The organism is Streptomyces cahuitamycinicus (genome assembly GCF_002891435.1).
Lineage (GTDB): Bacteria > Actinomycetota > Actinomycetes > Streptomycetales > Streptomycetaceae > Streptomyces > Streptomyces cahuitamycinicus.
Genome location: NZ_POUC01000002.1, coordinates 14,532 through 27,648 on the forward strand (window position 1 = coordinate 14,532; position 13,117 = coordinate 27,648).

The window sequence follows — 13,117 nt, forward strand, 5'->3', positions numbered from 1 at the left end:
GTGTATCGCCTTTCCGGGCTCGCGGGAGAGAGGACGGCGGGGGCGGCTACTTGGGCTGGAACTCCCAGACCGTGCTCGCGTCCTGCGTTCCCGTGTTCCACTTCGCCTCACCCGCGGAGTTCCCGTACAGGTAGGCCCTCCCGGTGTGGGTGTTCCTGACGCGGAGCCCGCCTGCCGAGACCCCTTCCAGATTCCAGAGCGAGGCGGCCGCGACGGTGCCGGTGTTCCAGATGACGTTGTTGTTGCTCGAGCTGGCTTCCAGATAGAAGCGTCCCGTCCGCGCGTTCCTGACGGTCCAGGAGCCGGACGAGTCCTTGGCGACGATCCACTCCTGGTCGTCGTAAGTGGTCCCGGACGCGAGGATGACCGCACCGTCCGCATCGGTGTCGAGGTACTTGCCCGAGGACGTGTTCCTCAGCTTGTACCGCGCGCCGCTGACGAGGTACGAGACTCGCACGCATTCCTCGGCCGCCAAGGTGATTTCGGTGTTCCCGGACACGGTGCTGTACGCCTTGGTGCCGGACTTCACCCAGTTGTCGTTCGAGTCGTACCTGCCGGCCTCGACGGACCGTACGACGCCGGCGGTTCCAGGCATGGTGAACGTGGCCTGGGTCGTGGTGGTGAGGGCGAACTCGGCCGCACTGCGCCTGACGGCGAGTCCTTGCGCACCGGTCGTGGTCGCGAAGCCGATGTCCAGCCCGCCCAGGGTCTTGGTGAAGCTGGTGCTGGCGGTCGCGCCCCGGTTGAAGGTCTGCAAGGTGGTTCCGCCGCGTTCCACCGGAGCCCTGCTGGCGAGGTCTTGGTGGATCTTGTTCAGCGAGCGGTTGAGCCGCGCGACCCTGTCCGAGACGGCCTTACGGGTGACGACCTTGGTGGTGGGGTTGAAGTTGTACAGGCCGTGGTGGCTGCTGCCCGTGCTGCTGTCCGGGTCCAGGGCGGCATACAGGTTGAGCGCGGTGTTCCCGGCGAGGGCGTTGAACTTCTCGACGTCCGCCGCCGCGGATCCTCCGAAGTTCTCCGGGACCATGGGGAAGTTCTTCCCCCGGGCCCAGGTGGCGTCCTTGCCGTAGTTGTAGAGCGTGTCGAGGCCCGTGGTGTACAGGTCCCTTCCGAAGAAGTCGATGGTCGCCGTTCCCTGGCTCCTGAGGGCCTCGTTCTCGGCGACCGGCACCGTGTCCGCGCTGCCGGCGAGGTTGACCCGGGTGTACACCGAGTAGTCCGACTGCTTGATCACCTGTCCCAGCTGGGTCAGGTAGTTCAGCAGCACGTCCTTGCGGAACTTCGTCGTGTCGGTGTATCCGCCGCTGTTCCACAGGTCGGTGCTGTACGTGCTGAAGCTCCGGGCGATGGACTGGCCGCCCTGCTGCTTCGACACGTTCGGTTCGTTCAGCACCTGGATGCCGACGACGGTGTGCGCGGTGTCGGCGGACGCGAGGTGGCTCATGAGCCGGCCGAGTACGACCTTCTCCCTGGCGAGCAGGTTCGGGTCGGTCTTGTCCAGGAGAGGGTGGCCGTTCAGGGTCAGCCTTGAGCCGTCGGACCTCACCACGAACTGGTAGTCGTTCATCACGTAGTCCGGCATCCGGTCCGCGATGGACGAACCGGTCGATTCGTGGCCGAACCACAGGAGTTCCAGCTTCAGGCCGTACTCCTCGCACCAGGCCAGGTACTTGTCGATGTCGGTCCAGTCGAAGGTGTCCTTCGAGGTCTCGATCTGCGACCACCAGATCGGGATGTTCACCACGGTGAACCCGTCGTCGCGGATCATCCCGAGCACCGGCTTCAGCTGGGCGTCCGTCCAGCCGAACGTGTACTTGTGCTTCTCGTACCGGAACTGGACGCCGCTGTGGTAGAAGGGCTTCCCGTCGACCATGAGGGCGATCTTGTCGTACGTGGACCTCGATGTGTCGACGTAGGACACCACGCCGCCGGCCGCGGCGGCCCGCGGGAGACCGCCGGCGAGGTTCAGCGCCATGCCCCCGAGGGCTGCCGCGCCGCTCGTGGCCAGGAATCTGCGGCGCGACCAAGGGCCGGGGTTCGACTTCATTGCACTACCTCCGTGTCGGGTGAACTTCTGCCGGATAGTGAACGATCACGATTGAGAGTTCGATGGCGCCCGTCAGGAACCTTCGAGGCAGGGGTGTCGGGCACAGCGCGATCGAGCCGGCAGGCGATGGCGGGGCCCTGGCGATCAGACGTTGACTGAAACCAACGATGGCGCATATAAGACTGGCTGAAACGCTTGTGTGTCAATGGTGTGAACCAGGAGAGTTTCGCCGCAGCCCAGAGGCGGTCGGCTTTGGTCGCGCCGACGGGTCCCCACGAAGTGAACGATCACCTGCAGACATCTTGACCGCCCAGGTGAACGATCACTAAGTTGCCTCTGCTGTTGTCGGACACCTCGTCCTTCCCGGTACTTCGTGGCTTTTCCGTGCGGCCCTCGGGCCGAGCCGCGGCCGGGGCCTCCTTCCTCCCCGCCGGGCACCGGTCGGTATCACCAGAGATCAAGGGAGATCACGTGTATACGGTCATGCGCAGAACGGGCCGTCGGCCCCGAAGATGGGCCGGCTCCCTGGCCGCCGGCATCCTGCTCCTCGCGGCCTTCCTCACGGCTCCGGCCGCCTCAGCCGCCGAAACCCCCGGCGCGACGTTCATCAACGAGACGTTCGACGCTCAGACGAACCCCGCGAACTTCGGTTTCCCGGTCGGGGCCGCCATCGGCAACGGCGTACTGGATGTCACGAAGGGCATGGGCAACTACACGACGTCCGTGCGGCCGTTCGCGTCGTCGATCACACAGGAGAAGACGCTCGACCTGCGGTTCGACTGGAAGACGGCCATCACCAGCACCGGGATGAAGACCGGTCTGGAACTGCGCGACAGCGCCGGACGCCTGGTCTTCGGCATGGCCGCGACCGGCGCCGAGTTCCGCCACGCCGCGACCGGACCCGACTCGGACTCCACCTCCGCCCCGGACTCGCTCAATCCCACCTGGACCAAGATCAGCTTCGACCGGGCCAAGTGGTACACCGTCGATCTGCACATGGACTTCACCCTCGGCAAGATCCAGTACACGGTCACCAGCAAGGAAGCCGGGCCGAAGGTGCTGGTCTCCACCACGAAGAGCATCACGGGACAGAACCTGGCGAAGCTCGTCGCCAGCAACTACTACGGCACCGGTGTGCAGTCGATCGACAACGTCCGCCTGACCCGCCCCGCGAACCCCGCCTACGGAACCCTCGCCGGCTCGTCCGTCTACGCCTTCGGTGACAGCATCGTCTGGGGGCACCAGTACTCCCGCAGTTTCATGAACTTCGTCGCCGAACGCGAGGGCATGACGCTGACGAAGTACGCCCGCAACGGAGCGACCGTGGGACCGGCGCCCACCGCCAGCGGTGGACAGATCCTTAACCAGGTGAAGTCGGCGAGCTCGCAGGCGCCCGACTTCGTCGTCTTCGACGGCGGCACGAACGACGCGATGGAGATCCACACCTCGCACACCTACGAGGTCGGCACCGTCAGCGGCTCCCAGGACCCCGCCACCCTCGACCCCGGCACCTACGCCGGGGCGCTGGAAACCACCATCCACACCATGCGGCAGAAGTGGCCGACCGCCCAACTGGTCTACGTGGCCGCCCACAAGATGGGCTCGCGGGACTGGGACACCCAGCTCGCCCTGCGCCAGGTGCAGTTGCAGGCCGCCCAGAAGTGGGGCGTGGCGGTGGCCGACGTCTTCGGGGACGCGACGCTCGACACGCGCGTCGACGCTCAGCGAGTGGCGTACACCTTCGACGGACTCGTGAGCGGTTACCCGGGCAGCGGCGGCAGCGGCACGCATCCGAACATCGCCGGGATCACCGACTTCTACGTCCCCGTGCTCTCGTCGGAACTGTCCCAGCTGGCCGACACGACGACGCTCAAGGCGCGGCACTCCGGCAAGTGCGCCGAGGCGGTCGGCTCCTCGACCACGGCCGGGGCCGCGATCGAGCAGGCCGGCTGCTCGGACGGCGACGACCAGCAGTGGCAGCTGCGCGAAGTCGGCGGGGGCTACCACCAGATCCTCTCCCGGCACTCGGGACTGTGCCTGGACGTGGCCGGCTCCTCCACGGCGAACTCGGCCGCGATCATCCAGCAGACCTGCGACGGCCGCCCCAGCCAGCAGTGGCGGCTGACCGACACCGGCACCGGCTACGTCGAGATCATCGCCCGTCACTCCGGCAAGTGCCTCGACGTGGACCGGGCCCTCACGACGGACGGCGCCCGGCTGCTGCAGTACACCTGCTGGAACAGCGAGTCGCACCAGAACCAGCACTGGACCGTGCAGGTCTGACATGAGGAACGCGAGCCGCCGGGTGACGGCGGATTCGGCGGCCGGCCGCACGGCCCGGACAGGAACCATGCGGCCGGCCGGGCCGGACGATCTGCGGGACAGCCGGGCTCGACCGGCCGAAGCGGTCGGCTCCGGCGAGACAGCAAGAGTCAAGGGCCCGGCCTGCCATGGCGTACTGGGCGGTACAGTACCGATGGTTGTGCGGGGCGCGGAGATGCGGCGGGGGGCGGCACGGTGGACGCGGACACGGGACCGGAGAGAGCGGAGCGGGACGTGAAACGGCCGAAGCAGCCGTCCCGAAAGCGTCCCACCATCCTCGACGTCGCGGCGCACGCGGGGGTGTCGCATCAGACCGTCTCGCGCTTCCTGCGGGGCAACGGTGGCATGAAGCCGCAGACGGTGGCCCGCATCGAGCAGGCCGTGGCCGACCTGGACTACCGGCCCAACCTGGTGGCGCGGTCGATGCGCACCCGCAAGTCGAACCGTGTCACCGTGGTCCTGCCGGCCATGACGACCTTCGTGCCGTCGCAGATCCTGCGGGGAGCGTCCGCCGAGGCACAGGCGGCCGGTTACCTGCTGGACATCGTCGGTCTGGAAGGCGACGAACGGGTCAGGGGCGACCGCGTCCGCTCCCTGCTCGACTCCGGTCAGGCCGAAGGAGTGCTGACCTTCACCCCCATCGGTGACCTGGAGAAGCTGGGGCTGGACCATACGCCGACCGTCGTCATAGGCGAGTACGACGACCAGATGCGGTCCCACGGGATCACGGCTGACGGCGAGCCGGCCGCCATGATCATCGATCACCTCGTCTCCCTGGGCCATCGGCGTTTCGTCCATGTCGCCGGCAGCACTGACTGGATGTCGGCACGCAAGCGACGCGAGGTCTATCTGCGGACGGTCGCCGAGCGGGGCCTGGAGAACTACGCCGTCATCGACGGTGACTGGTCCGTGCGCTCCGGATACGACGCGGCCAGGGGCCTGTCGGCGGACTCCGGTGTCACCGCGGTCCTCGCCGCCAACGACGACGTCGCCATGGGCGTCATCCGTGGCTTCCAGGACCGCGGGTGGCGGGTCCCGGAGGACGTGAGTGTCTTCGGCTGGGACAACCAGGAGTTCACCGCGTACTTCAACCCGTCCATCTCCACCGTGGACCTCGACCGTGAGGCCATGGGCCGGCGGGCCATGCGGGCCCTGTTCGCACGCATCCGCGAGGAGACCGAGCCGGAACTGCATCTGGACCTCGACTGCCGCCTCGTGCTGCGCGAGTCGTCCGGACCGGCGAGGACGAACCACCACACCCTCTAGCCCGTCGGCCCCACCAACGAGCCGTCGTGCAACGGGGATTCGGGCGGGCGGGAGCCCCGAACGCCCCGTCCGAACCGGGCGGAACGCGCTGCCCCGGCCTGTTCCCCCTCGGTCCGTGCCGCTTCCGTACCGGCCCGGAACCGGTGAAGTCTCACTAAGTACCCAAGTGTTACGTACGGAGCCCTTGACCGAGATGTAGTCGATTACTACGCTCGCCGTGTGAACGTTCACTATTGCTGACGCACACAGCCCTCAACTCGGTGCGATGCTCGCGGTCAACCCGCGGATCAGCTCGGCACACCGACACAAGGTTCCAGCGTACGTTCACAAGAACCCCTTCCAGAGCCGCTGCAGCCCACCCGGATTCGACGATCCGGGCCGGCTGCCGGCACGCGGGTCGCACGTAACTTTCGCGGCCCGCAAAGCAGCCGAGTTGTGCGGTCCGCCGCCACGCGGCGAGACGGCCGGCGTCGCACGCCGGCTTCTTGAGACGACGTCCCCCCGTCTGGGCGCACCGCCCAGTGATGGCAGCAGAGGAGCCTCACCATGAACCACTCGTCCCGTCCGAACAGACGCACAAGACTTCGTGCGGTTGGGCTGACCTGTTCGGTCTTCGCCCTGGTCCTGTCCGCGGGCTGCGCCGCGGACTCCTCCGGCAGCGACGGCGGCAAGACCGTCATCCGGTTCAACTGGTGGGGGTCGGACGTCCGGCACGAGCAGACCAAGCAGATGATCGCGGAGTTCGAGAAGAAGCACCCCAACATCGACGTCCAGCCCGAGTACTCCAATTGGGACGACTACTGGAAGAAGCTGTCCACCAGCGCGGCCGCCAATGACATGCCCGACGTCCTGCAGATCACGGACCCGTTCATGTACTCGTACATCGACAACGGGCAGCTGATGGACCTGAAGAAGGTCAAGGACACGCTGAACACGGACAGGCTGCCCCCGAACTCGATGTCGATGACGACCGTGAAGGGCGGCCTCTACGGTGTCCCGGCCGGCGACAGCGCGTTCGGTGTCGCCGTGGATCCGGCGGCGTTCAAGAAGGCCGGTGTGCCTATTCCGGACGACACCAAGTGGTCGTGGGACGACTACGTGAAGACCGCCACCGCCGTCGCCAAGTCGAAGTCGAAGCTGGTCGGCAGTGTGATGCCTCTCTACCCCAACATGGTGGGCCCGTGGCTGCGGCAGCACGGTGAGGACTACTGGACCGAGGACGGCAGCGAGATCGGTTTCACCGAGAAGACCATGGCCGGCTACTGGGAGTGGGTCGTCAAGCTGCGTGACAGCGGTGGCACGACCAGCCCCGAGGCAGCGGTCGAGGCCCTGGCCTCAGGAGCCGGCATCGAGCAGAACCTGGTCGCCCAGCACAAGGCGGCCATGACCGAGCTGTCCGTCACCCAGCTCGGCGCGCTGGAGGCCGCCAGCGAGCGCGAGACCAAGCTCCTGCTCTTCCCCGGCGAGGACGGTGCCTCCCAGGTCGGCGCCTACACCAAGCCCGGCGTCTTCTACGGGGCCTCGGCGCGGACCGAACACCCCAAGGAGGCCGCGCAGCTGCTCGACTTCCTGGTCAACTCCCCCGAGGCGGGCAAGATCGGGAAGTTCGACCGCGGTGTTCCCGTCAACCCCGACGTCCTCAAGGCGATCACGCCCGAGTTGTCCCCCGCGGAGAAGCGGATCGCCGACTACCTGCGCCGTGCCAACGCCCTGAAGCCGACCGCGGTGCACCTCCCCAACGCGAAGGCCGGTCCCGCTGTCCCGGAGATCTTCCAGCGTCTCAACGAGGACGTGCTGTTCGACCGTCTGTCGCCGAAGGCGGCGGCCAAGAAGTTCATCTCCGAGATCAAGTCCCAGCTCTGAGCTGCCACACGTAGTAGCGCTTCCGGAAGGAATCCCCGCTGTGTCCGATCCGCGCACGAACGATCCGCGCATGAGCACCTTTCGCAGTCGACTGCCGGGAGTCGTCTACGGCGGGGACTACAACCCGGAGCAGTGGCCGAGGGAGGTGTGGCGGGAGGACGTCCGGCTCATGCGAGCCGCAGGAGTGCGGCTCGTGAGCCTGGGCATCTTCTCCTGGTCCGTGCTGGAGCCGGCCGACGGCCGGTTCGACTTCTCGTGGCTCGACGAGATCATGGACCTGCTGTGGTCGAACGGCATCCACGTCAACCTCGCGACCCCGAACGCCGCACCGCCGCCGTGGCTCGCCACGGACTTCCCCGAGATCCTGTCAGCCGACCGGCAGGGGGTGCGGCACGGCATCGGAAGCCGGGGGCACTTCTGCCCGTCCTCCCCGGTCTACCGGGACCGCAGCCGGCGCATCGCCACCAAGCTGGCCGAGCGGTACGGGAAGCATCCCGCTCTGGCCATGTGGCACATCGGCAACGAGTACCACTCCGACTGCTTCTGTGACCGGTGCGACGACCGCTTCCGCGCGTGGCTGAGACATCGGTACGGCACGCTGGACGAGCTCAATCGACGGTGGGGCACGGCATTCTGGAGCCAGCGCTACGGCGACTGGTCCCAGGTGCACCTGCCCCAGCCCGTGCGCGGCTGGGCCAACCCCTCCCGTGAGCTGGACTTCTCCCGCTTCACCTCCGACAACCTGCTGGAGCTCGTCACGCAGGAACGTGACCTGCTCCACGCGATCACCCCCGATGTGCCGGCGACCACCAACTTCTTCGGCTGCCGGCTGACCGACAGCCACCGGTGGGCGAAGGAACTCGACGTCGTCGCCTTCGACTGCTACCCCGACCCGGGCAAGCCGCACTCGATGGCCGTCGCCGCCTTTCAGTACGACCTGATGCGCTCGCTCGGCAACGGCCGGCCCTGGATGCTGATGGAACAGGCGGCCGGCGCGGTGAGCCAGTGGAAGATCAATCAGGTCAAGCAGCCCGGCCGGATGCGCCTGGGCTCCTACCAGGCCGTCGCGCACGGCTCCGACGCGGTGATGTTCTTCCAGTGGAGAGCCTCACCCCAGGGCCAGGAGAAGTTTCATTCGGCGATGCTCCCGCACGGAGGTGAGAAGACCCGGACCTGGCAGGAGGTCAAGGCGCTCGGCAACGAGCTGCGGGCCATCGACGAGGTCGCCACGGCACGGACCGGCGCACAGGTCGCGATCGTGTGGGACTGGCAGAACTGGTGGGCCGTGGAAGGCTGCGCCCACCCGGACGACGCCTTCGACTACCGCGACACCGTGGCCCGGCACCACCGTGCCCTGTGGAACAGCCAGGTCGCCGTCGACGTCGTCACCCTCGACGACGACCTGTCGCCCTACCGAGTCCTGGTCGTCCCCAACCAGTATCTGATGACACGCCAACACAGCGCGGCGGTACGACAGTTCGTGGAGGGCGGTGGCCATCTCGTCGCCTCGTACTTCTCCGGGATCGTCGACGAGGACGACCGGATCGTCGAAGGCGGATACCCGGGCGCCCTGCGCGAGATCATCGGAGCGCACGTCCAGGAGTTCTCTCCGTTGCCCGTGGAGGCCGCGGTGCCGGTCCGGGCGGCGACCGAGGAGACCGCGCTGAACGGATTCTTCGCAACCGCCTCGGTGTGGCAGGACGACCTGGTAACGGAAACCGCCCGACCGCTCGCCGTCTACCGCAAGGGCCATCTCTCCGGCAAGGCGGCGGTGATCGAGCACGAACTCGGCCGGGGCCGTGCCGTGTACATCGGCACACGTCTGGACGACGACGCCCTCGAGGCGCTGGTGCAGCACGTCCTGGACCTGGCCGGGGTGCGACCGGTGCACGCCGCACCGCGGGGCGTCGAGGTCACCGAGCGACGGACTCGGACGAACGCGTACCTGTTCCTGCTGAACCACCGGCAGGACAAGGCGACGGTCACCCTCGACCGCTCCGGCACCGACCTGATCACCGGACGCCGCATCGAGGCCGGGGAGGCCCTCGTCCTCGACGCGGCCGATGTCGCCGTCGTGCGCAGTCCCCTGGCCGCGGCACAGCACGCCGAACCGTCACCCAGCGGCTCCTGAACCCCGCACCCGATCCAAGAACCCGAGGACGATGACTGTGCTTCGCAGACCCCTGAGCCGGGCGGCCAGGAAAGAAGAACGGACCGCATGGGTCTTCCTGCTGCCGTGGTTCGTCGGCATGGCCGGCGTCATGCTCGGTCCGATGATTGCCTCGCTGTACTTCTCGATGACGGACTACAACCTGCTGAGCTCTCCGCAGTGGGTGGGCTTCGAGAACTACAGCAAGATGCTCGACGACCCCCGATTGCGTCAGTCCCTGAGCGTTACCTTCCTCTACGTCGTCCTCAGCGTGCCGTTGCTGCTGGCGGTCGCCCTCGCCCTGGCGATGGTCCTCAACCGGGGCATCAAGGGACTGGCCTTCTACCGGTCCGTCTACTACCTGCCTTCGCTCCTCGGCGCATCGGTCGCGGTGGGCATCCTGTGGCGACAGGTCTTCGGCACCGACGGCCTGGTGAACAAGTTCCTCGGACTGTTCGGCATCGACGGTCCCGGATGGATCTCCAACCCGGACACCGCGCTGTACAGCCTCGTCGTCCTGCATGTGTGGACCTTCGGCTCCTCCATGGTGATCTTCTTGGCCGGCCTGCGGCAGATCCCCGAGCAGTACTACGAAGCCGCCGCCCTCGACGGCGCCGGCCGCCGGCACCAGTTCCGGCACGTCACCCTGCCGCTGCTCACCCCGATCATCTTCTTCAACCTCGTTCTCCAGGTCATCAGCTCCTTCCAGTCCTTCACCCAGGCGTTCGTCGTCAGCGGGGGGACGGGAGGCCCCTCGGACTCGACCCTCTTCTACTCGCTGTACCTGTACGACGAGGGCTTCGGCCGGCTCCACATGGGCTACGCCTCGGCCATGGCATGGCTGCTCGTGGTGATCGTCGGCTTCCTGACCGCAATCAACTTCTACTTCAGCAAGAGATGGGTGTTCTACGGTGACGGTAAGTGAGATGACACCCCTGAAAGCCGCAGCCCCGGCCCCTTCCCCCGCTCCCGCGCCTGCCGCGCGCCGGCACAGGCGGGCGGCCCGCATACGCTCCACGCTCAAGCACGTCGTGCTGATCGCCTTCGGGCTCGTGATGGTCTACCCGCTGTTGTGGATGATCGCCAGCTCGATCAAACCCGAGGCCCTGATCTTCCGTGATCCCTCGCTGCTGCCCACGAAGACCGATTTCAGCCACTACACCGACGGCTGGAACGCCCTCTCGCACCCGTTCGGGGTGTACCTGCTGAACTCGGCGATCGTCGTGCTGGGGGCCCTGCTCGGCAACCTGGTCAGTTGCTCCATGGCGGCCTACGCCTTCGCGCGGCTGAAGTTCCGCGGGCGGGCCTTCTTCTTCGGCATGATGATGCTGACTCTCATGGTGCCGGTCTACGTGCTCATCATCCCGCAGTACGTCATGTTCTCGAAGATCGAGTGGGTCAACACGTTCCTCCCGCTGATCGTTCCCAAGTTCCTCGCCACGGACGCCTTCTTCATCTTCCTGATGGTCCAGTTCTTCCGGGGTCTTCCCACCGAGCTGGACGAGGCGGCCAAGATCGACGGCGCGGGGTACTGGCGCATCTACTTCCGCATCCTGCTGCCGATCTCGTTGCCGGCCCTGGCCACCACCGCCATCTTCACCTTCATCTGGACGTGGAACGACTTCCTGAGCCAGTTGATCTACCTGACCAAACCCGAACTGCAGACGGCGCCCGTGGCACTGCGCAACTACGTCGACGCCACCAGCGGAGCCTCATGGGGATCACTGTTCGCGATGTCCGTCATCACGCTGATCCCGGTCTTCATCGTCTTCCTCGTCGGCCAGCGCTATCTCGTCAAGGGAATCGCCACCACGGGAATGAAGTAGCCGCCGTCGCAAGCCCCAATCGCGTTCCTGGGGTCGACAGGACGACCGCCGACCAGATCGCCGGGGAGGTCGGGCAGTCGCGAGCCAGTCCCTTCCGGTACTTCGGCACCAGGAGGACATGGTCCTGCAGGGCCTGGAGGAGACCGGCCGTCAGCCGCGGATGAGTTCGCCGCCCGCCCCGACGTCGAGCGTCCATGGGAGGGCGCGCGCGATCCCACGGGGACACACAGTTCCCGATCGCCGTGGTCCTGGTCGACTGCCCGATGAACGCTTGGCGTTCTGTGCGGGGCGTGCGTCGGGCGGCCTGTTGCCATGGAACAACGCCCGCCCCGCCCGGGGGCCCCGGACCCCGGCCACGTGGTTCAGGACGCGGTGTCGTGCGCCTCGCCGAGGCCGAGGAGTGCGGTGAAGCGGGCTTCGGCCCGGTCGATCTCACCGAGCTGAGTGAGGATCGAGCTGGGGGTGGAGTCACCCACCACCTTCTGCATCAGTGGGGTGCGGTCCAGGATCGCGTCCCGGACCGGTTGCAGGGCGCGCGGTGCGTGGTGGAAGAGCTGCCCGAGTACGTAGGCGTGCTGGGACTGCCGGGCGGTGTGCGGTTTGCGGGGGGACTCGAAGGCGTCGAGTGCCTGGCGGACGGCGGCGTAGTCGCTCAGGTCCACCCCTGCCAGGCGGCGGCCGATGAAGTAACCGTCTTCGGTGGCCATACCGGCGCCGTACCCCGCGTACGGGGACGTGGGATGAGCAGCGTCACCGACGAGAGTGGCGCGGCCCTTGGACCACTGCTTCAGCGGCTTGCGGTCGCGGATCACCCAGCGCTGAACGTGCGCGGGGTCGGTCGCGGCGATCAGCTGGGGGAGCGGACGGGCGAAGGCCTGACCGAGGCCGGTCGCGGTCGAGTGCAGGTCCCCCGAGAACTCCCGGCTTGCGTCGAACGCTTCGAGTATCCACCACTGGTGGCCGTCACGTCCCTTGTCGCGGATGGCGGTCCAGCTGCCCTGCACCGTGCGGGTGCGGGAGAGGACGCACATACCGGGCTCGGTCTCGACATCCTCGTCGAAGGTGTAGCCGCCGAAGATGTGCAGGTTGTGCTCGCGCTTGGGGCTGTCGCCCCACAGAGTGCGGCGGACCAGGGAATCGATGCCGTCCGCGCCGATCACGACGTCCGCCTCGTGGACTCGTCCGTCCGCGAGGTGCAGGCGAACACCGCTCTCGTCCTGCTCGACGCGCTCCACCGTGTGGTTGACCCGCAGGACGCCCTGGGGCAGCGCGTCGAGCAGCCGCTCGTACAACTCGGGGCGCAGCAGGCCGACGAAACCGCCGCCGTAGTCGCGGACAACCTGCTCCGGAAGGGCCGCGCGGACCCGGCGACGCCCGCGGGCGTTGCGGAACTCGGACGTACAGGGCGCACCCAGGTCCTCGGTGTTCACACCGAGCAGCCCGAGTGCCTTGATGGGGGGCGGCCACAGGTTGAGGATGTTGCCGGCGGGCCTGGCCTGCGGGTAGCGCTCGAACAGCACGACGTCGTGGCCGGCCTGATGGACGGAGAGTGCGGCGGCCATGCCACCGGGCCCGGCGCCGATGACAGCGACGCGACCGCGCTTGGCGGGAAGCTTCTTCATGGTGGGTTGCTCAGTCCTGGTC

At 67.3% G+C, this 13,117-nt stretch carries 8 protein-coding genes; 6 read left to right on the forward strand and 2 right to left on the reverse strand.

From position 1 onward, the window contains the following. Positions 1 to 46: 46 nt before the first annotated feature. Positions 47 to 2,047 (reverse strand): RICIN domain-containing protein, encoded by a 2,001-nt coding sequence (locus tag C1J00_RS00535; protein WP_102907051.1) that lies wholly within the window; start codon positions 2,045 to 2,047, stop codon positions 47 to 49. Positions 2,048 to 2,518: 471 nt separating this feature from the next. Here C1J00_RS00535 and C1J00_RS00540 point away from each other — a divergent pair, with 471 nt between their 5' ends. From C1J00_RS00540 to C1J00_RS00565, 6 genes are all read left to right on the forward strand, one after another. After that, positions 2,519 to 4,330, forward strand: a complete 1,812-nt coding sequence (locus C1J00_RS00540; protein ID WP_146046109.1) for an RICIN domain-containing protein — start codon at positions 2,519 to 2,521, stop codon at positions 4,328 to 4,330. Positions 4,331 to 4,603: 273 nt separating this feature from the next. Further along, complete coding sequence (locus C1J00_RS00545; RefSeq protein WP_102907080.1) at positions 4,604 to 5,635, forward strand: LacI family DNA-binding transcriptional regulator; 1,032 nt, start codon at positions 4,604 to 4,606, stop codon at positions 5,633 to 5,635. 546 nt (positions 5,636 to 6,181) lie between these two features. Continuing rightward, positions 6,182 to 7,498: an ABC transporter substrate-binding protein gene (locus C1J00_RS00550; RefSeq protein WP_102907053.1), complete on the forward strand. Its 1,317-nt coding sequence runs from the start codon at positions 6,182 to 6,184 to the stop codon at positions 7,496 to 7,498. Positions 7,499 to 7,568: 70 nt separating this feature from the next. After that, positions 7,569 to 9,629 carry a beta-galactosidase gene (locus tag C1J00_RS00555; protein WP_146046110.1) on the forward strand — a complete coding sequence of 687 codons (2,061 nt, stop codon included), beginning with the start codon at positions 7,569 to 7,571 and terminating at the stop codon, positions 9,627 to 9,629. Positions 9,630 to 9,660: 31 nt separating this feature from the next. After that, entirely contained in the window at positions 9,661 to 10,572 is a 912-nt protein-coding gene (locus C1J00_RS00560) for a carbohydrate ABC transporter permease (RefSeq protein ID WP_102907055.1), read from the forward strand. Between the two features lies 1 nt (position 10,573). Continuing rightward, positions 10,574 to 11,473: a carbohydrate ABC transporter permease gene (locus tag C1J00_RS00565; RefSeq protein ID WP_102907056.1), complete on the forward strand. Its 900-nt coding sequence runs from the start codon at positions 10,574 to 10,576 to the stop codon at positions 11,471 to 11,473. A gap of 362 nt (positions 11,474 to 11,835) precedes the next feature. Here C1J00_RS00565 and C1J00_RS00575 read toward each other — a convergent pair whose 3' ends face one another. Then, a complete protein-coding gene (locus tag C1J00_RS00575; protein WP_102907057.1) occupies positions 11,836 to 13,095 on the reverse strand; it encodes an FAD-dependent oxidoreductase in 1,260 nt (419 codons plus the stop codon). Between the last annotated feature and the right edge of the window lie 22 nt (positions 13,096 to 13,117).